The organism is Pseudomonas sp. GW822-FHT06D10, from assembly GCF_058799535.1.
This window is the reverse complement of record NZ_JBXALN010000002.1, coordinates 693,601-716,211: the sequence shown is the minus strand read 5'-3', so window position 1 is coordinate 716,211 and position 22,611 is coordinate 693,601. Positions and strand designations below refer to the sequence as shown.

At 64.2% G+C, this 22,611-nt stretch carries 21 protein-coding genes; 7 read left to right on the top strand and 14 right to left on the bottom strand.

The annotated features are described in order from the left end of the window. Positions 1-12 precede the first annotated feature (12 nt). The gene (locus AC1RL5_RS08845; protein ID WP_492589237.1) at positions 13-933 is read right to left on the bottom strand and encodes a TPM domain-containing protein; all 921 of its coding nucleotides are present in this window, start codon (positions 931-933) and stop codon (positions 13-15) included. Beyond that, positions 933-1,541 carry a LemA family protein gene (locus AC1RL5_RS08840; RefSeq protein WP_011059694.1) on the bottom strand — a complete coding sequence of 203 codons (609 nt, stop codon included), beginning with the start codon at positions 1,539-1,541 and terminating at the stop codon, positions 933-935. The genes AC1RL5_RS08845 and AC1RL5_RS08840 overlap by 1 nt, the downstream gene beginning before the upstream one ends. 382 nt (positions 1,542-1,923) lie before the next feature. On the opposite strand from AC1RL5_RS08840, the gene bglX reads away from it, so the two are divergent. Continuing rightward, a complete protein-coding gene (gene bglX / locus AC1RL5_RS08835) occupies positions 1,924-4,215 on the top strand; it encodes a beta-glucosidase BglX (protein WP_011059693.1) in 2,292 nt (763 codons plus the stop codon). A 243-nt stretch (positions 4,216-4,458) separates the two neighbouring features. Here the strand turns inward: bglX and AC1RL5_RS08830 are convergent, their stop codons facing one another. The 9 genes from AC1RL5_RS08830 to AC1RL5_RS08790 form a co-directional block, all read right to left on the bottom strand. Continuing rightward, positions 4,459-5,616: a phospholipase D-like domain-containing protein gene (locus AC1RL5_RS08830; RefSeq protein WP_015634449.1), complete on the bottom strand. Its 1,158-nt coding sequence runs from the start codon at positions 5,614-5,616 to the stop codon at positions 4,459-4,461. Position 5,617: 1 nt separating this feature from the next. Continuing rightward, a complete protein-coding gene (locus AC1RL5_RS08825) occupies positions 5,618-6,199 on the bottom strand; it encodes a YceI family protein (RefSeq protein ID WP_103407792.1) in 582 nt (193 codons plus the stop codon). Between the two features lie 435 nt (positions 6,200-6,634). Continuing rightward, positions 6,635-7,402 (bottom strand): IclR family transcriptional regulator, encoded by a 768-nt coding sequence (locus tag AC1RL5_RS08820; RefSeq protein WP_015634445.1) that lies wholly within the window; start codon positions 7,400-7,402, stop codon positions 6,635-6,637. A gap of 80 nt (positions 7,403-7,482) precedes the next feature. Then, entirely contained in the window at positions 7,483-8,946 is a 1,464-nt protein-coding gene (locus tag AC1RL5_RS08815) for an amidase (RefSeq protein WP_072451102.1), read from the bottom strand. Further along, positions 8,943-10,253: an MFS transporter gene (locus AC1RL5_RS08810; protein WP_011059687.1), complete on the bottom strand. Its 1,311-nt coding sequence runs from the start codon at positions 10,251-10,253 to the stop codon at positions 8,943-8,945. Before AC1RL5_RS08810 ends, AC1RL5_RS08815 begins: the two co-directional genes overlap by 4 nt. Before the next feature lie 101 nt (positions 10,254-10,354). Next, entirely contained in the window at positions 10,355-11,530 is a 1,176-nt protein-coding gene (locus AC1RL5_RS08805) for a M20 aminoacylase family protein (RefSeq protein ID WP_492589235.1), read from the bottom strand. Positions 11,531-11,701: 171 nt separating this feature from the next. Beyond that, on the bottom strand, positions 11,702-12,031 hold the full coding sequence (locus AC1RL5_RS08800; protein WP_011059685.1) for a hypothetical protein: 330 nt from the start codon (positions 12,029-12,031) through the stop codon (positions 11,702-11,704). Next, entirely contained in the window at positions 12,028-13,125 is a 1,098-nt protein-coding gene (locus tag AC1RL5_RS08795; RefSeq protein ID WP_123577516.1) for a serine hydrolase domain-containing protein, read from the bottom strand. The genes AC1RL5_RS08800 and AC1RL5_RS08795 overlap by 4 nt, the downstream gene beginning before the upstream one ends. 208 nt (positions 13,126-13,333) lie before the next feature. Beyond that, entirely contained in the window at positions 13,334-14,212 is an 879-nt protein-coding gene (locus AC1RL5_RS08790) for an acyl-CoA dehydrogenase middle domain-containing protein (RefSeq protein WP_011059683.1), read from the bottom strand. Between the two features lie 140 nt (positions 14,213-14,352). Here AC1RL5_RS08790 and olsB point away from each other — a divergent pair, with 140 nt between their 5' ends. Then, complete coding sequence (gene olsB / locus AC1RL5_RS08785; protein WP_015634439.1) at positions 14,353-15,108, top strand: L-ornithine N(alpha)-acyltransferase; 756 nt, start codon at positions 14,353-14,355, stop codon at positions 15,106-15,108. Continuing rightward, positions 15,108-15,902, top strand: coding sequence for a lysophospholipid acyltransferase family protein (locus tag AC1RL5_RS08780; protein WP_072451104.1), 795 nt, complete (start codon positions 15,108-15,110; stop codon positions 15,900-15,902). The genes olsB and AC1RL5_RS08780 overlap by 1 nt, the downstream gene beginning before the upstream one ends. Positions 15,903-16,007: 105 nt before the next feature. Here the strand turns inward: AC1RL5_RS08780 and AC1RL5_RS08775 are convergent, their stop codons facing one another. Beyond that, positions 16,008-16,589 (bottom strand): acyl carrier protein phosphodiesterase, encoded by a 582-nt coding sequence (locus tag AC1RL5_RS08775; RefSeq protein ID WP_053149437.1) that lies wholly within the window; start codon positions 16,587-16,589, stop codon positions 16,008-16,010. Positions 16,590-16,742: 153 nt separating this feature from the next. Here AC1RL5_RS08775 and AC1RL5_RS08770 point away from each other — a divergent pair, with 153 nt between their 5' ends. From AC1RL5_RS08770 to AC1RL5_RS08760, 3 genes are read left to right on the top strand one after another with little or no spacing between them, the layout of a single operon-like run. Beyond that, positions 16,743-17,045, top strand: a complete 303-nt coding sequence (locus tag AC1RL5_RS08770; protein WP_011059679.1) for an ArsR/SmtB family transcription factor — start codon at positions 16,743-16,745, stop codon at positions 17,043-17,045. 18 nt (positions 17,046-17,063) lie between these two features. Continuing rightward, positions 17,064-18,230 (top strand): MFS transporter, encoded by a 1,167-nt coding sequence (locus AC1RL5_RS08765; RefSeq protein ID WP_041116345.1) that lies wholly within the window; start codon positions 17,064-17,066, stop codon positions 18,228-18,230. 34 nt (positions 18,231-18,264) lie between these two features. After that, positions 18,265-19,314, top strand: a complete 1,050-nt coding sequence (locus AC1RL5_RS08760) for an alkene reductase (protein WP_011059677.1) — start codon at positions 18,265-18,267, stop codon at positions 19,312-19,314. A 193-nt stretch (positions 19,315-19,507) separates the two neighbouring features. On the opposite strand, the gene AC1RL5_RS08755 is transcribed toward AC1RL5_RS08760, so the two are convergent. Together AC1RL5_RS08755 and emhR are read right to left on the bottom strand one after the other, a co-directional pair. Next, positions 19,508-20,392, bottom strand: coding sequence for a DMT family transporter (locus AC1RL5_RS08755; protein WP_011059676.1), 885 nt, complete (start codon positions 20,390-20,392; stop codon positions 19,508-19,510). A 161-nt stretch (positions 20,393-20,553) separates the two neighbouring features. Further along, positions 20,554-21,186 (bottom strand): efflux system transcriptional repressor EmhR, encoded by a 633-nt coding sequence (gene emhR / locus AC1RL5_RS08750; protein ID WP_011059675.1) that lies wholly within the window; start codon positions 21,184-21,186, stop codon positions 20,554-20,556. Positions 21,187-21,451: 265 nt separating this feature from the next. Here emhR and emhA point away from each other — a divergent pair, with 265 nt between their 5' ends. Further along, positions 21,452-22,609 carry an efflux RND transporter periplasmic adaptor subunit EmhA gene (gene emhA, locus AC1RL5_RS08745; protein WP_015634435.1) on the top strand — a complete coding sequence of 386 codons (1,158 nt, stop codon included), beginning with the start codon at positions 21,452-21,454 and terminating at the stop codon, positions 22,607-22,609. Positions 22,610-22,611 lie beyond the last annotated feature (2 nt).

Here is a 22,611-nt window from a genome sequence, read left to right as displayed (position 1 = left end):
TGTCCGCTTGTGCTACCAACTGCCGGACGCCCCGCCACCGCCAAAACTGCCACCGCCCCCACTGAAGCCGCCCGAGCTTGAACTGGAGCTGGAACTGCTGGAGTCGAACCAGTCGAACGAACTGCTGCTCGAACCGGTGTCGCGCTCGGCCCTGGTTTCGCGCCTGGCCGAATCGCCGCTGGCAACAACCGGCGAGTCATCGCCGCTGCGCCATTGGGTCAGGAACCCGAACAACGGTACACCGACGAACACCAGGTAGAACAACCTCTCGAACCACCACATCCACTCGATGTCCTGGTACCAGCTTTTCTCCACCGAGCGGTACACCAGCATCGGCCGGTCGGTGGACGACAGTACGTTCACGATGGACGTGGCCCCGGCAATGATCCCCGAGGAATACAGGTCGTCCTTGAAGTACGGAATGATCGAACCATCGATGATGAAGTGGGCCACCATGTCGTTGAGCCGCCCCTCCAGGCCGTAACCGACCTCGATCCGCACCTTGCGATCGTCCTTGGCCACCAGCAACAGGACGCCGTTGTTCTTGTCCTTCCGGCCGATCCCCCAGTGTCGGCCCAACTGCAGGCCGAACTCCTCGATGCTATGGCCACCCAGGCTCGGCACCGTGGCCACCACGACCTGGTCGGTGGTGGTCTGCTCGAGCCGCTCCAGCATCTGCGCCAGGTAGACCTGTGCCGATGGCGTGAGCAACTGCGCGGTGTCCACCACCCGCCCGGTCAGCTTGGGAAACAGGCGTTCAATCGGTGCCGCTGTCGCAGTGGTCAGTGCGGGCTCGACCTGGACAGCGGGTTGCGACGAACGCAACGGCACCCCATCCGTGGGTGTGGGCCCGGGTGGTTGCGCCAGTACGGCGCCACCCACCAGCCAAAGCCACAGCAGCGCGCCTTGCAGCACGCGCCGCCCGTGGCTCATCAGAATTTGACTTGCGGCGCTTTGTCGGCGTCGGGGCTGGTGGCCTCGAAGGACTCACGCACCGGCATGTCGCTGTACATCAGGCTGTGCCACAGGCGGCCGGGGAAGGTACGGATCTCGGTGTTGTACTTCTGCACCGCCAGGATGAAGTCACGACGGGCCACGGCGATGCGGTTCTCGGTGCCTTCAAGCTGGGATTGCAGGGCCAGGAAGTTCTGGTTGGCCTTGAGGTCCGGGTAGCGCTCGGAGACCACCATCAGGCGGCTCAGGGCACCGCTCAACTGGTCCTGGGCCTGCTGGAACTGCTTGAGTTTTTCCGGGTTGTCCAGGGTGCTGGCGTCCACCTGGATCGAGGTGGCCTTGGCCCGCGCCTCGATCACCGCGGTGAGGGTCTGCTCTTCGTGCTTGGCGTAGCCCTTGACGGTTTCCACCAGGTTGGGGATCAGGTCGGCGCGGCGCTGGTACTGGTTCTGCACCTGGCCCCAGTCGGCCTTGACCTGCTCGTCCAGGGTCGGAATGTTGTTGATACCGCAGCCGCTGAGCAGGCTGGTAAGCAGCAACAAGGCAGCGATGGGCCAGCTCGAACGCAGGCTTTGAGTGATGTTCATGGGTGAGGCTCCTTGCACAACCTGATTGAAATGAAGCTTTTGCCCGCTTTCACACATCCTGTGGGCAAAATCTGCCTGCGCCACTGGAATGCATCGGGCTGATGGGCTAAAAGATGCCCAGCGCGAAAAAGAGTTCAGAAATAAGGCGGTGTGAAAACGTCGCGAGTGAAGGCAAGACAAGGCAAAAACAGGCGAGGAAGCGGAGTGTAGGAGCCTACATGAGCATTCCGAGCCTGTTTTTAACGCCGTATTGCCGAACGCAGCAGTTTTCACATGGCCTGAAGTGTGCGGGAATTATCTGAACAACAATAGTCGCTCCCTAAATTTTGGCTGTTCGACGCGTCACTCATGCGTCGGTCTTGAGCCCTTGAGAACAATATTCATGAAGAAGCTGTGTTTGCTGGGCCTGCTGGTCAGCCTGGCCAGTCACCCTGTATTGGCCGAAACTGCCCCGGTCCCCCTGGAAAACAAAGAAGCCTTTATCAGCGACCTGCTCAAGCGCATGACCCTGGAAGAGAAGATCGGCCAGCTGCGGCTGATCAGCATCGGCCCGGAAATGCCCCGCGAGCTGATCCGCAAGGAAATTGCCGCGGGCAATATCGGCGGCACCTTCAACTCCATCACCCGCCCGGAAAACCGGCCGATGCAGGACGCGGCCATGCGCAGCCGGCTGAAGATCCCGATGTTCTTCGCCTACGACGTGATCCACGGCCACCGGACCATCTTCCCCATCAGCCTGGCCCTGGCCTCCAGCTGGGACATGGATGCCATCGGCCGCTCCGGGCGCATTGCCGCCAAGGAAGCCAGCGCCGACAGCCTGGACATCACTTTTGCGCCGATGGTCGATATCTCCCGCGATCCGCGCTGGGGCCGTACCTCCGAAGGCTTTGGCGAAGACACCTACCTGGTCTCGCGCATCGCCAAGGTCATGGTCAAGGCCTACCAGGGCCAGAGCCCGGCCCTGCCGGACAGCATCATGGCCAGCGTCAAGCACTTCGCCCTGTATGGCGCGGTGGAAGGCGGTCGCGACTACAACATCGTCGACATGAGCCCGGTGAAGATGTACCAGGACTACCTGCCGCCCTACCGCGCGGCGATCGACGCCGGCGCCGGCGGGGTGATGGTGGCCCTGAACTCGATCAACGGCGTGCCCGCCACCTCCAACACCTGGCTGATGAACGACCTGCTACGCAAGGAATGGGGCTTCAAGGGCCTGGCGGTGAGCGACCACGGGGCGATCATCGAGCTGATCCGCCATGGCGTCGCCAAGGACGGACGTGAAGCCGCCAAACTGGCGATCAAGGCCGGCATCGACATGAGCATGAACGATTCGCTGTACGGCAAGGAGCTGCCGGGGCTGCTCAAGTCCGGCGAGATCGAACAGAAGGACATCGACAACGCCGTGCGTGAAGTGCTGGCCGCCAAGTACGACATGGGCCTGTTCAAGGACCCGTACGTGCGCATCGGCAAGGCCGAGGACGACCCCGCCGACACCAACGCCGAAAGCCGCCTGCACCGCAGCGACGCCCGGGATATCGCGCGACGCAGCCTGGTGCTGCTGAAGAACCAGAACGACACCCTGCCACTGCAGAAAACCGCCAAGATCGCCCTGGTGGGCCCGCTGGCCAAGGCGCCGATCGACATGATGGGCAGTTGGGCCGCCGCCGGGGTGCCGGCGCAATCGGTGACCCTCTACGACGGCATGCGCAATGTACTGGGAGACAAGGCCCAACTGGTGTACGCCCGGGGTTCCAACATCACCGCCGACAAGAAGGTGGTGGACTACCTGAACTTCCTCAACTTCGATGCCCCGGAAGTGGTGGACGACCCGCGCACGGCGCAGCAGATGATCGACGAAGCGGTGAACGCCGCCCGGCAATCGGATGTGATCGTGGCCGCGGTGGGTGAATCCCGAGGCATGTCCCACGAATCCTCGAGCCGCACCGACCTGCACATTCCTGCCAGCCAGCGCGACCTGATCAAGGCCCTCAAGGCCACCGGCAAGCCACTGGTGCTGGTGCTGATGAATGGCCGGCCGCTGTCGCTGCTGGAAGAAAACCAGCAGGCCGATGCGATCCTGGAAACCTGGTTCAGCGGCACCGAAGGTGGCAACGCCATCGCCGACGTGCTGTTCGGCGACTACAACCCGTCGGGCAAGCTGCCGATCACCTTCCCCCGCTCCGTGGGGCAGATCCCCACCTACTACAACCACCTGACCATCGGCCGGCCGTTCACCCCGGGCAAGCCGGGCAACTACACCTCGCAGTACTTCGACGACACCACCGGCCCGCTGTTCCCGTTCGGCTATGGCCTGAGCTACACCAGCTTCAGCCTGTCGGACATGGCCCTGTCCTCCACCACCCTGAACAAGAGCGGCAAGCTCGACGCCAGCGTGACGGTGAAGAACACCGGCAAGCGTGACGGCGAAACCGTGGTGCAGCTGTACATCCAGGACGTGGCCGGCTCGATGATCCGCCCGATCAAGGAATTGAAGAACTTCCAGAAAGTCATGCTCAAGGCCGGTGAAGAGAAAGCCATTCACTTCACCATCACCGAGGACGACCTGAAGTTCTACAACGCGCAGCTCAAGTACGCCGCAGAGCCGGGCGACTTCAATGTGCAGATCGGCCTGGATTCCCAGGACGTCAAGCAACAGAGCTTCGAACTGCTCTGAGCCTGCCAGCGGCCGGCGCATGACCTGCGCCGGCCGACTCCTTCTGTAATCCCCACAATCGCTGCAATACCTGTAGCCGCTGCCGAGCCTGCGAGGCTGCGCAAAGGTCCGCAGGACCTTGCTTGTCGATCTCCAGCCAAACCTCCATCGGACTCACGACCGCCGCGACCGCTTCGCGCTCGTTCGCAGCCTGCGGCAGCGGCTACAGCCAGCCGTGTCAGCCGTGACGGTCAGCCGCGTGAGTCAGCCGCGCCGATCCAGCAGGTTGACCACCAGACGGTCGACCCAACCCCATATCCGCTGCTTGATCCGCCGCCACAGCGGTCGCTTGCGCCACACCGCCAGGCTGACTTCCTCGCTCTGGGCAAAGTCGGCGTCAAAACTCGCCACCACTGCCTGGGTCAACGCAGGATCCAGGGCTTCCAGATTGGCTTCCAGGTTGAAGCGCAGGTTCCAGTGGTCGAAGTTGCACGAGCCCACGCTCACCCAGTCGTCCACCAGTGCCATCTTCAGGTGCAGGAAACGCGGCTGGTACTCGAAAATCCGCACACCGGCCTTGAGCAGGCGCGGGTAGTAGCGGTGCCCGGCATAGCGCACCGCCGGGTGGTCGGTGCGCGGCCCGGTCAGCAGCAGGCGTACGTCGAGGCCTCGGGCCGCCGCCTTGCGCAACGAACGGCGCACCGACCAGGTGGGCAGAAAATACGGAGTCGCCAGCCAGATGCGCCGCTGCCCGCTGCTCAGGGCCCGGATCAGCGAATGCAGGATGTCGCGGTGCTGGCGGGCGTCGGCGTAGGCCACCCGGCCCATGCCCTCGCCGGTATCGGGCAGGCGCGGCAGGCGTGGCAGGCCGAAATCGGCACCGGGCTTCCAGGCCCCGCGATACAGGTTGGCGCTCCATTGCCGGTCGAACAGCTGCTGCCAGTCGCTGACCATGGGGCCGGCAATCTCCACCATCACCTCATGCCAGTCGCAGCTATTGTCCTCGGGCTTCCAGAACTCATCAGTGACTCCGGTGCCGCCCACCACCGCCAGGGCCTGGTCCACCAGCAGCAGCTTGCGATGATCGCGGTACAGGTTGAGAAAGCCCTGGCGCCATTTCAGCCGGTTGTAGAAGCGCAGTTCGACACCGGCCTCGGTCAGGCTGCGGCGCAGGGCCTGGGTAAAGGCCAGGCTGCCGTAGTCGTCGAACAGGCAGCGCACCCGTACCCCGCGCTGCGCTGCCTGCACCAGGGCCTGGACCATGGCCTCGGCGCAGGTCCCGGCTTCCACCAGGTACAGCTCCAGTTCCACCTGGTGCTGGGCGCGGGCAATGGCCACCAGCATCCGCGGGAAGAACTGCGGGCCGTCGATCAGCAACTCGAAGCGGTTGCCTTCGCGCCAGGGGAACACCGCTGCGCGCATGTCAGCGCGCCGTGAAGATCAGCACCGCACCCACCGGCACCGAGAAACTGATGGCCGACAACCCGGCCATCTTGCGCAGGCTGTCGAGGCCGGGGGCCAGGTTGAAGTCCTCGGCGTTGAGCACCAGAGGTTCCAGGGTCACCACCTGGAAGCGCCGGTCATCCAGGCGGGTGGCCAGCAATTCGGCGTTGTAGGTGTGTTCCTCGCCGTGCAGGGCGACGGTGACCGGCAACAGCAATTCGATCTGTGCGCCGGGGGCCAGGTCGTTGATCGGTCGCAGGTTGATCTGTGCACTGATCCGCGCCTCGGGAAACTGGGCGATCTGGAACAGTTCCTGGCGCATGCGCTCATCGCGCAAGGGAATCCCGCTGCTCACCGAATCCAGTTCGATCTGCAACTGCGCCTGGCCCTTGCCATCGACCTTGCCATGCAGCACCAGAAAGCGCTGGACCTCGGAAACACTGGCGTTCTTGGTGGTGACGAAGGACACGCGGGAAGACTCGTTGTCCAGGTACCAGTTGGCCTGGGCCGGCAGGGCCAGTACCCCGAGCAGGCTGAAAAGAAGGCGGATCGGCGTACGCATGCAAGCTCCCATGAACAGAAGGCGCCACCTTAACCGCCCGCCAGAAGGCTGGCAAACGTCACGGCAGGCGGCGCAGTAGAGCTGGAAGCGGTAGGTATAGTTCAGGTAGAAGCGTTCGGCGCTATGGCTGATGATGCCTGCCAGCAGCTGAAACCCTCCTCATCCTGCATGGATAAGCTGTTCCATGGGTCGGGCATCGGGGGAGCGCTGCGGCTCATACAGCCCGCGCATTCAGGAATATTCAAGGCGCTTGCCGGTATTGTGCTGACGCCACCTGATGGCATGCATATCGGAGTCGCGCCCTGGAGCCAGTTCCAAGCGGTGGGCCAGTTTCACCGAGGAGCCGCGGGTTGAAAGCGACGGGCACTGGTTGCACAGCAGGAACCCGATACCAGAGGAGGATGTGGGAACGCAGAAATACCCGAGCGGGAGGTTTCAGGCGATGTCTTTCTGCACCTGCTCGACGGTTTCCGCCAGTAGCCACAGGTGGCGGTTGCGCACCTGTTCGACACAGGCCAGGTCCCGCGGCCAGTGCAGGGCGATACTGCCGATCACCCGGCCTTCGGCCTGCAGCGGCAAGGCCACGGCGCGGATCAGGAACGGCAGGCGCACCGGGTATTCCCAGTGCCCTTCGGTGCGCTGGCCGAACCCCAGGTGCTGGGATTCCAGGCACTGTTGCCGGGCTTCGGCCGGCACCTGCTCCTGCTCGGCCAGACGCTCGACTTCTGCACTGGCCAGGGCCCCCAGGCAGGCCTTGCCCATGGCCGAATGAAACAGGCTGGCATGCTGGCCGACAATCCGGCTGTTGCTCGGGTAGCGCTTGCGCAATACCTCGGGCACCGCACTTTCCAGGACCTCCAGGCTCTCGCCGTCGAAGCTCGACAGGTCGGTGACCAATCCGGTACGTGCACTCAATTCCAGCAACCAGGGCGCCGCCTGCTCCACCATCTGGCGCTTGAAGCGCTGCCGGCTGTCACCGAACAGGCTCCGGGCGCTCAGGCGGTAGCGCCGGTCACTCAGGCCTCGATAGATCCAGCCCTGTTCCTGCAGGGTCAGCAGCATGCGCGATACCGTGGCCTTGGCCAGGCCCGTCAGGTAGTGCAGCTCCTCCAGGCCCAGGGCCTGGTGCTGGCCGATCAGCTCGACAATGGCCAGGGCCCGCTCCACTGAGCGCACGCTGCCGGTTTCTACCTTGCTGGCCATAGTCCGAGCTCCCTGACTGAGGAAAAGATTTTACCCAGCAAGATGCGGGCCTGCGGACCTTGGCGACCACACCCCTTTGATTACCGCAGGTTGCCCGGCGGCCGCTGCCGCACCCACTGCGTCAGCTGCTCATGGGCGTAAGCCAATTGCAGCACGGCGTGGTCGGCCTGGGCCGGACCGATGATCTGCAGCCCCATGGGCAAACCGGCCAGGTTGAAACCCACCGGAATGCTGATACTGGGCAAGCCGGCCAGGGTCGGGCCGATCACCACTTCCATCCAGCGGTGGTAAGTGTCCATTTCCTGCCCATCGATCTGCCGCGGCCAGGCTTGCCGTGCATCGAAAGGGAACACTTGGGCGGTGGGCAGCAGCAGGAAATCGTAACGCTCGAACAGGCGCTGCAACGCACGATACCAGTCGCTGCGGCTCTGGGAAGCGCGATACACATCCGCCGCGCTCAGCTTCGCCGCGCCCTCCACTTCCCAGCACGCTTCCGGCTTGAGCCAGCGGCGCTTGTCCGGGTCGTCGTACAGCGCCCCCAGGGAGCCCTGGACCAGCCAGTGGCGATGTACCAGCCAGCAATCCCAGAGCTGGGCCAGGGAAAAGTCCGGCTGGCAGCTTTCCACCTCGCAGCCCAGGCTGGCGAAATCCCCGAGGGCCTTTTCGCACAGGCCCAGTACGCCCTGCTCCATGGCCAGGTAGCCGTTGTAGTCCCCCAGCCAGCCCAGGCGCAGGCCCTTCACATTTCGTTGCAGCGCCGCCTCCGGCAGCGCCGATGGGTCCTTCAGCGACAGAGGCGCCCGGGCGTCAAACCCGGCCTGGGTGCCCAACAGCCGCGCCACGTCGGCCACCGTGCGCCCCATGGGACCTTCGGTGGCCAACTGCTGCACGAACAGTTCCGGAGTCGGGCCGAACGGCACCCGGCCCTGGGAGGGCCGCATGCCGAACACGTTGTTGAAGGCTGCGGGGTTGCGCAACGAGCCCATCATGTCGCTGCCGTCGGCCACCGGCAGCATGCGCAGGGCCAGAGCCACCGCGGCCCCGCCGCTGCTGCCGCCGGCACACAGGGTGCTGTCGTAGGCGTTGCCCGTGGTGCCGAACAGCTGGTTGTAGGTATGGGAGCCCAGGCCGAACTCGGGCACGTTGCTCTTGCCGACGATGATCGCGCCACTGGCCCGGACCCGCGCCACGCTGATGGCATCCCCCTGGGGCACATGCTCGGCAAACAGCGGCGAACCCATGCTGGTGGTCATCCCGGCGGTGGCCGCCAGGTCCTTGATCGCCTGGGGCATGCCGTGCATCCAGCCCATGGACTGGCCCTGGGCCAACTGCCGGTCTCGCTCGTCGGCCTGCTCCAGCAGGGCCTCGGGGTCTCCCAGCGAGACCAGGGCATTGACCAGTGGATTGCAGCGCTCGATCTGCGCCAGGTAGGCCTGCATCACTTCGCGGCAGGACAGCTCGCGGGCATGGATGGCCCGGGACAGCGCCAGGGCATCCAGGTCGACAATCGATGTATTGATCGATGGTTCTGCGGGGTTGATCAAGACTCACCTCCCAGGCTCACGGCATCGGGTTTTTCGTCTCTGACCGCGTCATACATGCAGTAGGTACCCAGCAGGCTGAGGACCGAGGTCAGCAGGACATAGAAGGCTGGCGCCACCGGCGTGGCCATGACCTTGCTCAGCCAGGTCACGATCAACGGCGCAAAGCCACCGAACAGCATGACCGTGACGTTATACGCCACCGACACTCCGGTGGAGCGCACCTCGATGGGAAACTGCTCGGCCAGGGCCGTGGGGCCGGGGCCGAAGAAACCGCCGATGGCCCCGCACAGCAGCATCTGCATCACCAGCAGGCGCTCGATGGATGGCGCCGCAGCGACCCACACATACAAGGGATAGACCATGACAAAAAACGCCAGGGTGAACGCCATCAGCACTGGACGTCGCCCAATGCGATCCGACAAGGCCCCGGCAAAGGGAATCACCAGGGTCATCAGGGCCACGGCGAACATTTGCACCAACAGCACCTGATCCAGGGGCAGGCCGAGGTTGGTGTGGGCAAAGGTCGGCATGTTCACCAGCACCACATAAAAGGACACGGTGCCCCCGCAGCACATGCACATGGACACCAGGATCGCTCGGCGATAGGCCGATACCACCTGCCACAACCCGGGCCCTTTGCCACGCACCTGCTTGCGTGCCTCGACAAAGGCTTGCGGCTCTTCCATGTACTTGCGGATCCACAGCCCCACCGGACCGATCAGCAGGCCGATCACGAATGGCAGGCGCCAGCCCCAGAGTTCCAGGGTCTGGGGCGAGAAGAAATGGGTCACCGCCGCCACCATCGCCGCCCCGCTGAATACCGCCAGGCACTGCCCCACCAACTGCCAGGAGCCGTAAAGGCCCTTGCGGTGGGGCGGCGCACTCTCCACCAGGTAGGCCGTGGCGCTGGCGTACTCGCCACCGGTGGCAAAGCCCTGGAGCATGCGTGCCACCACGATCAGCAGCGGCGCTCCGATACCGATGGCCGCATAGTTGGGGGCGAACACAATCATCGCGATGGCCAGGGTCATCAGTTGGATGATCACCAGCATCGCCGCCTTGCGGCCCCTGCGATCGGAATAGATCCCCAGCAGCACACCGCCCACCGGGCGCATGAAGAAGCCCACGCCGAAGGTGGCCAGTGCCATCAGCAGCGAGGTGTATTCGTCTTCCGCGGGAAAGAACTGGCGAGCGATGAAGCTGGCGAGAAAGCCGTAGACGATGAAGTCGTACCATTCCAGGGCGTTGCCGACCACGGCGGCAACCACCTGCCGGGTCCTGGAAACAGAGGGAGTCGAGACGCTCATGGGATGTTCCTTGGAGACTTTTGAGCCTTCTGGCGGGCTCGCTAAAGTGCCGGGCGCCTACAGCACGCCCGGGGCAGTCAGGGACACAGGAACAGGAAGGGTCAGGACGGTTTGAGCCAGCTTTCCGCCAGGGCGCCCCAATAGGCCGCGCCGGTAAGGAGGATGTCGTCGTTGAAGTCGTAACCCGGGTTATGCACCATCGGCTGGGCCACGCCGTTGCCGATGAACAGGTAGCTGCCCGGGCAGCGCTGCAGCATCCAGCCGAAGTCTTCGCTGCCCATCAGCTTCGGCGTATTGCCGTTGACCGCCTCGGCCCCCACCAGCTCGACACCGATCTTGCGGGCGAACTCGGTTTCCTCCGGGCTGTTGACCAGCACCGGATAGGCCGGGCGATGCTCGATGCTGACCGAGCAACCGAAACTCTCGGCCTGGGTGCGGATAATGGCCTTGACCCGCTCCAGCATCTGCTCGCGCACCGGTGCGTTGAGGGCCCGCAGGCTCAGGCGCAGCAGGGCCTGCTGGGGAATCACGTTGGCCGCCTCGCCCGCTTGCAGGGCACCTACGGTGACCACCGCGGCTTCCTGGGCATCGATGTTGCGCGCTACCACTGTCTGCAAGGCCATGACCATGCTCGCCGCTGCCACCAGCGGGTCTACCGTCAGGTGCGGCATGGAGCCATGGCCGCCGACGCCTTCGACTATCACGTTGAGCAGGTCCTGGGAGGCCATCATCGGCCCCTCGCGAAAGCCCAGGTGCCCGGCCGGCAGCCCCGGCATGTTGTGCAGGCCAAACAGGGCATCACAGGGGAAGCGCTCCAGCAGGCCGTCGGCAAGCATGGCCTCGGCGCCACCCTGGCCCTCCTCCGCCGGCTGGAAGATCAGGTTCAGGGTGCCGTCGAACTGCCGGGTCGCCGCCAGGTAACGGGCCGCCCCGAGAAGTAGGGTGGTGTGGCCGTCATGCCCGCAGGCGTGCATGCAACCGCTGTAGCGGCTGCTGTAGGGCACCCCGGTGTTCTCGATGATCGGCAGGGCGTCCATGTCGGCCCGCAGGCCCAGGGTGCGGGGGCTGCTGCCGTTGCGCAGCACCCCTACGACGCCGGTCCGGCCCACGCCGGTGTGCACGTCATAACCCCACTTTTCAAGGTTGCGGGCCACCAGCGCCGCGGTGCGGTTTTCCTCGAAACCCAGCTCGGGGTGGGCGTGAATGTCCTGGCGGATGGCCCGCAGGTCGCTGGCGACATCGTTGAGCCAGGCAAGAATGTGCTGGTGTCGGGTCATGGCGTATCTCCTCTGGGCCGGGTGGGTTCCCGTTCTTTTTTTCGGAGCGCTGCACGAGGGCCAGGGCGTGCTCGAAGCTCTGCGTCAGATAACCGCGAGCCGGGGCACAGGACAATCAAATGTGGTTCCACTGGATGGAACACAAAGCTGCCGCCATCGTTTCGACCCCGGTCAGGGGTCCAGGCGGCAACCTTCACGGGCACTGCGCCAGACCGCGCTATGGGTGCGCCCCAGCGCGCTGGCGGTGACACGACGGGGCTGCGGCTCATCGAGAAAAGCGCTGGTGGGCAGGTACTGGCGCACGTAGGCGCGGCAGTAGTCGGCAGGTTGTTGCATGACGTAACGGCAGGAGCAGTACTCCTTGGCGGTGTAGGCCCCGAGGATGTCCGGGAAGGCCTGCAACGCCACCCGCTGCTGCCAGCCCCAGCCCAGCAGCAGGAGCAGCCCGAGCGCCAGCAGGCTGAGCAGCGGACGCCGACGGATCAAGGGCCAGGGCTTCATGGCTGCTCCGGCGTGTCGAAGGCGGCCAGCACCCGCTTGAGCAGTTCATTGTGCTGGTAGCTGCCGTCACGGTCGTCGCCATAGCGCACGATCACCAGGCGCTGCGCCGGCAGCACATACAGCGCCTGGCCCCAGTGTCCCAGCGCGGCGTAGGTATCGGCGGGGGCATCCGGCCAGGGCCGTGGCGCCCCGTCCACCTCGCGGTTGAGCCACCAGTGCCCGCCCGCCACGGCCACGTCCTGGTTGGCCCGATAGCCACGAAAGGGCGTGCGGCAGAATTCGACCCAGGCCTTGGGCAGCAATTGCCGGTCGCGCCAACGGCCATCGCGCTGCATCAGCAGGCCAATGCGAGCCAGATCGCGGGCCGTCAGGTAGAGGTACGAGGAAGCGACGAAAGTGCCGGCTGCATCACGCTCCCACACCGCCTGGGTGATGCCCAGGGGTTCGAACAGGGCACGCCAGGGATAGTCCGCATACTGCCCCTCCCCCACCATGCCCCGCAGGCTGGCCGCCAGCAGGTTGCTGTCGCCGCTGGAATAGCGAAACACCTGGCCCGGCGGGCCGGAGGCGGCCTGTTGCGCGGTGAAGGCGGCCATGTCCCGGTGCCCGCGGGTGTAGAGCATGGCCACCACCGAAGAATTGAGAGGGGCGTATTCATAGTCTTCCTGCCAATCCAGGCCCGAGGCCCAGTGCAGCAGGTCCGCCAGGGTGATGTCGGGATGGGCCTCGAGCGGCGGGTAGAACTTCGCCGCCGGGTCCTGCAACTGGAACCGCCCCTCGCCAAAGGCCACCCCCAGCAGCACCGCCAGCAGGCTCTTGCTGGCAGACCAGGCGAGATGGGGCGTCTGTGGCCCGGTTGCCCCGGCGTAGCGCTCGTAGAGCAGTCGACCGTCGCGGATCACCAGCAAGGCGTCGGTGCGAATGCCCTGGCGGGATTCATCGTCCCGGGGCACAAAGGCGTATTCCTCCAGGGCCTGCAGCGCCGGGCCGCTGGCTGGCGTGCCCTGGCTCCATTGCAGCGCCGGCCACTCCTCGGCCCGGGCCGGCAGGCTGAGTAATAGAAGCAGGGCCAGCAGCAACCAAGCTTTGGGCATGAAGGACACTCGAGAGCCGTCTGGGGCCGAGCCTATTGCGGGCACATGACCGTTTCGCGACAACCTTCGCCGGCAAGCCGGCTCCTACAGGGTTGGCCGAATATTCGATAGGGCGCGAGAACCGCTTCTTGTAGGAGCTGGCTTGCCAGCGAATGCGGTTTCGGAGACTGCGCATTCCTCGCGCGCCCCTTCGCCGGCAAGCCGGCTCCTACAGGGAGGCCAGGGCCTTGGCCAGGCGCTGTGCGCGAGCGCTGGCGGCGAGGTCCAGCAGGGCCTGGTCGCGGGTCCATTGCTCGCGCCAGAGCTGTGGCCCCTGGGCGAAGGCAATGCCGATCTCGGGTTTCAGCGCCTCGAACTGCACGAACAGGCCCGCCAGCAGAATGTGCCCGCTGCTCAGCGCCGGGTTCTGCCGGCTGGCTTCGGCACAGCCCGCCAGCAAGCCCAGCAATTGCAATTGCAAGGGCTGCGGCCAGCCGCTGTCCTGCCCCACGCCGTACAGCCAGGCCAGCATGGCGCTCAGGACATAGATGTCTTCCAGGGTGCGGAACGGCTTGACGTAGGCATCCCAGCCGTCGCCGGCCAGCAACTCGCAGGCGGCGTTGTCCAGCTCCAGGCAGCCGTGGCTGATCTCCGGCATCAGGGCAATGGCGGGCAGGGTCTGGACCTTGACCCCGGGCTCGCCGGGATAGACCACCGTCAGGCGCAGGGCTGCGCGCTCCCCCGGGGCTTCGCAGCGAGCCGCCACCAGCAGCCAGTCGGCGGCATCGCCGGCGGTGACGAAATCCTTGCGCCCGTGCAGGCGCAGATCCTCCAGGCGGGTCTGCATGTCCGCCGGGCGCAGGCTGCGGCGTTCGGTCGCGCACAAAGCCCCCAGACTGGACGGCGCGCTGGGCCACAACATGCGCAATGCCGCCTGGTAGCCCACCAGGAAGGCCAGCCCCGGGGTGGCCATCAAGCGCCCGCCGCGCACCGCCAGTTCGAAGGGCGTGACGTTGCCCAGGTGCGCCAGCAAAGCCCCGTAGCCCTCGGCCAGGTCGGGGTTGGCGGGCAATCGTTCACGGCTCTCGAGCAGGGCTTGCCAGGGCATTCGAAGGTCCTCAGGGGCTGTCATATAAGCATCACCAAAGCTTCATGGCGATGACACCGGGGCTACATAGCCTGACTTTGCACAACAAAGTCGATTGGCTGCAACCCAAGGCGGGTCAGTAGCCCGCACGGAGATTCACGATGACTCAGATCGCCCGCATCAGCGACACCGGCACTGAACGCCGCCTGCAAGCCGAACGCCTGATCGGCGCGAAGGCTCTGCAAGAAGCCCAGGCCCTGCGTTTCAACGTCTTCAGTGGCGAGTTCAACGCCAAGCTCAAGGGCGCGGAACTGGGTTTGGACATGGATGACTATGACGTTCATTGCAGCCACATCGGTGTGCGCGACCTGAACACCGGGCGCCTGGTGGCCACCACCCGCCTGCTGGACCACCAGGCCGCCAGCAGCCTGGGGCGTTTCTACAGCGAAGAAGAATTCAGCCTGCACGGCCTGGTGCAGCTCAAGGGGCCGATCCTGGAGATCGGCCGCACCTGCGTCGACCCGGCCTACCGCAACGGCGGCACCATCGCCGTGCTCTGGGGCGAACTGGCGGAAGTGCTCAATCAGGGTGGCTACAGCTACCTGATGGGTTGCGCCAGCATTCCCATGCAGGACGGCGGCGTGCAGGCCCAGGCGATCATGCAGCGCCTGCGCGAGCGCTACCTGTGCACCGAGCACCTGCGGGCCGAGCCGAAGAACCCGCTGCCGAGCCTGGACATTCCGTCCAATGTGATCGCCGAGATGCCGCCCCTGCTCAAGGCCTACATGCGCCTGGGCGCGAAGATCTGCGGCGAGCCGTGCTGGGACGAGGATTTCCAGGTCGCCGATGTGTTCATCCTGCTCAAGCGCGACGAGCTGTGCCCGCGCTACGCCCGGCACTTCAAGGCGGCGGTCTGATGCGCCGGCTGCGGGTCTACGGGCGTATCGCCCGAGTGCTGCTGGTGGTGGCGCTGGGCCTGAGCATGGCCAGTATCTTCGGTTTGCTGGAACGCTTGGGGGTCGCCAACTCCATGGTCCGGCGCCAGCGCTGGTCGCGCTTCTTCATGGCACGCTTGAGCAATGCCCTGCCCTTTCAGGTCTCGGTGCATGGCGAGCTGCCCCGCCAACCGATGCTCTGGATCAGCAACCATGTGTCCTGGACCGATATCCCGCTGCTGGGCATGCTGACGCCGCTGTCCTTCCTGTCCAAGGCCGAAGTGCGCACCTGGCCGGTGGCCGGTTGGCTGGCCGCCAAGGCCGGCAGCCTGTTCATCCGCCGCGGCGCCGGTGACAGCCAGTTGATCCGCAAGCAGATGACCCGGCATTTGCAGGAGCAGCACCCACTGTTGCTGTTCCCCGAAGGCACCACCACCGATGGCCGTGGCCTGCGCACCTTCCACGGGCGCTTGCTGGCCAGCGCCATCGATGCCGACGTCTGCCTGCAACCGGTGGCGATCCGTTACCTGCGCGACGGCCAGATCGATACCCTGGCGCCCTTCATCGGCGACGACGATCTGCTCTCGCACCTGATGCGCCTGTTCGCCAATGACCGGGGCCAGGTGGAGATCCACCTGCTCAAGCCGATTGCCTGCCAGGGCCAGGAACGTGCGGCGCTGGCCTTCCAGGCCCAGCAAGCAGTGCAGAAGGCGCTGTTCGGTGACCGAACCCTGCCCGCCGAACCACGCCGTAACGGCGAACTGGTCGCCGCCTGAAACTCTCTGTAGGAGCCGGCTTGCCGGCGAAAAGGCCCTTGAAACCAGCGTCGGTCATGAGAGCACCTTCGCTGGCAAGCCAGCTCCTACAACAGCCATCGTGAGTCAGGGCAATTGGATGTGCTGCGCGGCGAATGCCTGCAATTGCGGGTAGAAAGCGCGGAAGTCTTCGCTCAACGGTTCATACAGCCGTTCCAGCTCGACCATCGCCGCGGTCAGCTCCTCTGGCCGTGACAGGCGCCGGGCAATCCCCCGCAACACCTGCTCCAGCACCGCGAACTCGCGATAGGAACCCAGCCAGTCATCCGCCGCCATGTAAGGCGCAATCTGCGCCAGCCGCGCCGGCAACTGCGGCTCGGCCGCCAGCACCCGGTACACCTCGGCGGTGAACAACGGCAGGGGCCGGTCGGCGTAATGCTGCCAGTCCCGGGCCAGGCAATGGTCGAAGAACACGTCGATGACGATGCCGGCGTAACGCCTTCGCGTCAGGGAGAAACGTGACAGCGCCGCCGCCACCAGCGGGTGACTGTCGGTGTAGGTATCGATGCGCCGATGCAGCTGGATCGCCGCCTCGACCTCGGGCGAAAACTGCCCTTGCAGGCGTCCCTTGACGAAATCGCCATACAGGCTGCCGAGTAATTGACCCGGGCGCTGGCCGCCAAGGTGCAGATGTGCGAGATAATTCATGGACGCAGCTTAGCACTGCGACCAACATATCGTTATAACCCGATATACCGATAAGTAATGGTTTAAGACCAAAATCATATTGGTATATCGCGAAATAACGATTTAAATTTCGCTTCATCGCGATACAACGTTTCACAAAAAACGAGCACCGCCATGTCCCTCGACCTCGACGAAATAATAAAAGCCCTGGCACATCCGGTTCGCAGGGAAATCCTGCACTGGCTGAAAGACCCGACTGTCGAATTTCCCGATCAGGCTCACAGCAATGAGCACGGCGTCTGCGCCGGGCAGATCGACCAACGCTGCGGCCTGTCGCAGTCGACCGTGTCCGCCCACCTCGCCACCTTGCAACGCGCAGGCCTGATCAGCAGCCGGAAAGTCGGCCAATGGCATTTTTTCAAACGCAACGAGGAAACCATCCAGCAGTTCCTCACGCAAATGAGCCAACAGCTCTGACCTGACAAGGATCCGACAATGCCCCTTTCGCTTCTCATCCTGGCCTTGAGTGCCTTCGCCATCGGTACCACCGAGTTCGTCATCATGGGCCTGCTGCCCGATGTGGCGGCGGACCTCGGGGTGTCGATTCCCGGCGCCGGCTGGCTAGTCACCGGCTACGCCCTTGGGGTGGCCATCGGCGCGCCCTTCATGGCCCTGGCCACCGCCCGCCTGCCCCGCAAGGCAGCCCTGGTGGCGCTGATGGGAATCTTCATTGTCGGCAACCTGCTGTGTGCACTGGCCAGTGATTACAACGTGCTGATGTTTGCCCGGGTGATCACCGCGCTGTGCCACGGTGCCTTCTTTGGTATCGGTTCAGTGGTGGCCGCCGGCCTGGTGCCCGCCAACAAGCGCGCTTCGGCCGTGGCCCTGATGTTCACCGGCCTGACCCTGGCCAACGTCCTTGGCGTGCCCCTGGGTACCGCCCTGGGCCAGGCAGCGGGCTGGCGCTCAACCTTCTGGGTGGTGACGGTGATCGGCGTAGTGGCGCTGATCGGCCTGCTGCGCTTCCTGCCGGCCAAGCGCGACGAGGAAAAACTCGACATGCGTGCGGAGCTGGCGGCCCTCAAGGGCGCGGGTATCTGGCTGTCCCTGAGCATGACCGCGCTGTTCGCCGCATCGATGTTCACCCTCTTCACCTACGTTGCACCGCTGCTCGGTGATGTCACCGGTGTCTCGCCCAAGGGCGTGACCTGGACCCTGCTGCTGATCGGCCTGGGCCTGACCCTGGGCAACATCATCGGCGGCAAACTGGCGGACAAGCGCCTGGGCGCCACCCTGATCGGCGTGTTCGCGGCCATGGCCGTGGTCTCCACCGTACTGACCTGGACCAGCGTGGCGCTGATCCCCACCGAGATCACCCTGTTCCTCTGGGCCACCGCTTCGTTTGCCGCAGTGCCGGCGTTGCAGGTCAACGTAGTGACCTTCGGCAAGGCCGCACCGAACCTGGTTTCGACCCTGAACATCGGCGCCTTCAACATCGGCAATGCCCTGGGTGCCTGGGTCGGCGGCAGCGTCATCGCCCACGGCTTCGGCCTGACCAGCGTGCCGTTGGCGGCTGCGGCCCTGGCGATCCTGGCCCTGCTGGTGACGCTGATTACCTTTCGCCAGGGCGGCAACGCCGAACTGGCTCCTGCAACCCACTGATCCGCTCCTTATCCCTTAAAGAAGGCTGCATTCCATGACGACTCTCTTTGATCCGATCAAACTCGGCGATCTCGAACTGTCCAACCGCATCATCATGGCGCCGCTGACCCGCTGCCGCGCCGATGCCGGCCGCGTACCCAACGCGCTGATGGCCGAATACTACGTACAACGGGCTTCCGCCGGCCTGATCCTCAGCGAGGCCACCTCGGTGACCCCCATGGGCGTGGGCTACCCGGACACCCCCGGCATCTGGTCCAACGACCAGGTGCGTGGCTGGGCCAATGTGACCAAGGCAGTACACGGCGCCGGCGGCAAGATCTTCCTGCAGCTGTGGCACGTCGGACGCATCTCCCACCCGTCCTATCTGAACGGCGAAACCCCGGTGGCACCCAGCGCCCTGCAGCCCAAGGGGCATGTCAGCCTGGTGCGCCCGCTGGCCGACTTCCCAACTCCGCGGGCCCTGGAAACCGCTGAAATCGCCGACATCGTCGATGCCTACCGGGTCGGCGCGGAAAACGCCAAGGCCGCCGGTTTCGACGGCGTGGAAATCCACGGCGCCAACGGCTACCTGCTGGACCAGTTCCTGCAAAGCAGCACCAACCAGCGTACCGACCAGTACGGCGGTTCCCTGGAAAACCGTGCCCGCCTGCTGCTGGAAGTCACCGACGCGGCCATCGAGATCTGGGGTGCCGGCCGGGTAGGCGTGCACCTGGCACCACGTGCCGACTCCCATGACATGGGTGATGCCAACCTGGCAGAGACCTTCACCTACGTCGCTCGGGAGCTGGGCAAACGCGGTATCGCCTTTATCTGCTCCCGCGAGAAAGAAGGCGCCGACAGCCTGGGCCCGCAACTCAAAGAAGCCTTCGGCGGCCCCTACATCGCCAACGAACGCTTCACCAAGGACAGCGCCAACGCCTGGCTGGCCGCTGGCAAGGCTGACGCCGTGGCCTTTGGTGTGCCCTTCATCGCCAACCCTGACCTGCCAGCCCGCCTGAAGGCCGATGCGCCGCTGAACGAAGCGCACCCGGAAACCTTCTACGGCAAGGGCCCGGTCGGCTATATCGACTATCCGACTCTGTAAGCCTGCTTCGCTCGATAAAAAGCCCCGACTCTCGCGAGCCGGGGCTTTTTCATGACCTGCACATTCGTTGTAGCCGCTGCCGCAGGCTCGGGCCGCGTACGCACGGTCGCCCCGAAGGGGCGCGACCCTCTCAAGTTCGATGAAGATCCTGCGGACCTTGTCGCGGCCTGCGGCAGCGACTACAGAAAGCCATTCAACGTTTGCGCTGGGCCCAGGCCACCGCCAGGCCGCTGAGGCAGATGACCGCGATACCGACCAGGGCGTACTGGTCCGGGGTATGGTCGAAGATCAGGTAGCCAAAGAGCCCGGCGAAAAGAATCTGCCCATAGCTGAAAGGCGCCAGCATCGCCGGCGCGGCATGGCGGAACGCCTGGGTCAGCAACATGTGGCCGAGCATGCCGCAGGTGCCCAGGCCGATCATGAACAGCCCATGAACCAAAGTCGGCGTGCTCCAGAAGAACGGCAGCAGCGCGCTCATGATCAGGCTGTTGAGGATCCCGGTGAGAAAGTTGCTGGTGGTCGGGCTGTCGACACCACTGAGCTTGCGGGTCAGCAACTGGTAGAAGCCGAAGCACAGCGCCGACCCCAGCGGCAGAAGGATTGCCGGCGTGAACAACGCGCCACCGGGACGCACCACAATCAGCACCCCGACGAACCCCGCCAGCACTGCCAGCCACTGGGCGCGACTGACCCGCTCCCCCAGAAACGGCACCGACAGGGCAGTCACCAGCAAGGGCGCCAGGAAGTTGACCGCGGTCGCTTCTGCCAGGGGGATATAGCGCAGGCCGGTGGTGAACAGCAGGCTGGTGCCGATCAGGCACAGGGCCCGCAGCAATTGCAGCCCGGGGCGCTTGGTGCGCACCACCGCGGAGAAACCACTGCGCGGCACGAACACCACCAGCATCAACAGGGTGTGCACCACATAGCGGGCCCAGACCACCATGACGATGGGATAAAAAGCCGACAGGTATTTGGATAACGTGTCGTGGCTGGCAAACAGCAGGACCGCCAGGCAGATCAGGGCGATCCCCTTGATGGGGTGTTCCGCGCCGTTGAACGGTGAAGGGCTCACACTCATTCACACACCCGCAACAAAATCCCTACAAAATACGTAGCTCGCTATCTATCAACCTGCAGCAAGCCCGTATATAAAAGCACCCCATTGTGAAGTGCGACCCCGGGTATGAACGTCCCTCGCCTTAAATGTTGACACAACCGGACTCAATTACGCATTTTGTCTTAATGACGGAGGTTGGGGCTCAAGCGCAGCATATCCAGCCCGATGTCGATCCAGCGCTCTGCTTCGGTGTGCAGGGCGAAGCTGTCCGGGGCCAGCAACCACTGGTAGAGAATGCCATCGATGAATGCATGCAGCGTGATAGCTGCCCGCGCCGCATCGAGATTCTCGGGCAATTGCCCACGATTCACTGCATTACGCAACGCCAGCTCGATGTGTACGTTGCAGTCCAGGCTGGCAGCGCGACGCTGGCGGCGCAGGTCGCACATTTCGTCGGTGAACTCGCACTTGTGAAACAGGATTTCATTGATGCGTCGGGTTTTCGGGTCCAGGGCAACTTGATGAAACAAATGAATGAGCAGCTTGCGCATGCAGCCCAACGGGTCCATTTCATCTACATTCTCACTGGCCGCGGCCATTTCATCCAAAGGTTCACGCAGGCTGTCGAGCATGGCCTGCACCAGGTCGGCCTTGTTGCTGAAGTGCCAATAGATGGCACCTCGCGTGACTCCCGCCAGCGCCGCGATGTCGGCCAGGGTGGTACGCGCCACGCCACGCTCGTAAAAGGCCTTTTCGGCGGCCTCGAGTATCTGGCTGCGAGTTTCTTGAGCTTCCTCTTTGGTACGACGGACCATGGCAGTAAAACCTCGATCAGGATCTTTCAGCGATGCGTGAAGACCTTCTGAATAAATATGGAACGGCATCTCGAGTGCCGTTTGCCCAGCCTACAATTCAACACCTACAGGGGCTTTTGTAACCGGATGGGTACGCCGCAGGGGTATTTACAAACAACCATGAACGTAAGTATATTCCTTAGCAAGCTACTTATCCACTCAGCCAAGCATTTTTACCCTTCCACTTTTCTTGTGCGCATCTTGCGTGCCTGACCCGAGGATTTTCATGCAACTCAAGCCAGCTGTTACCGCTCTGGTCACTGCCGTCGCCCTGGCATCGCTGCTCAGCGGATGTAAAAAGGAAGAGGCGGCGCCTGCCCCTCAAGCCCCTCAGGTCGGCGTCGTTACCCTGCAACCACAAGCCTTTACCTTGACTTCCGAACTCCCGGGCCGGACCACTGCGTTCCGCATCGCCGAAGTTCGCCCACAGGTAAACGGGATCATTCTCAAGCGTCTGTTCAAAGAAGGTGGAGACGTCAAGGAAGGTCAGCAGCTTTATCAGATCGATCCATCGGTCTATGAGGCAACGCTGAAAAGTGCCGAGGCTAATCTGCAATCGACCAAGTCGATTTCTGATCGCTACAAGCAACTGGTCAACGAACAGGCCGTAAGCCGCCAGGAATACGACACTGCCGTGGCCAACCGCCTGCAGTCGGAAGCCTCGCTGCAAAGCGCCCAGATCAACCTGCGCTACACCAAAGTGCTGTCGCCACTGACCGGCCGAATCGGCCGTTCCTCGGTGACCGAAGGCGCCCTGGTGAGCAATGGCCAGGCCGATGCCATGGCCGTGATCCAGCAGCTCGACCCAATCTACGTCGACGTTACCCAGTCCTCGGTGGAACTGCTGGAACTGCGTCGCGAACTGGAAAGCGGCCGCCTGCAGAAAGTCGGCGACAATGCCGCCAAGGTCAAACTGACCCTGGAAGACGGCAGCCAGTACAAGCTCGACGGCAAGCTGGAATTCTCCGAAGTCTCGGTGGACGAAACCACCGGCTCGGTGACCCTGCGCGCAGTGTTCCCGAACCCTGAGCACACCCTGCTGCCTGGCATGTTCGTCCACGCCCAGCTGCAAGCCGGGGTGAACAGCGCGGCGATCCTGGCTCCCCAGCAAGGCGTGACGCGCGACCTGAAAGGCACCCCGACCGCCCTGGTGGTTGGCCCGGATAACAAGGTCGAGCTGCGTCAACTCAAGGCCAGCCGCACGGTCGGCAGCCAGTGGTTGGTGGAAGATGGGCTGAAAGCCGGCGATCGCCTGATCACCGAAGGCCTGCAGTTCGTCAAGCCGGGCATTGAAGTCAAGGCCAGCGAAGCAACCAACGTTCCAGCGAAGAACCCGGCCCCTGCACAGGCAACTGACAAAGCTGCAGGCGGCAAAGGGGAGTAAAC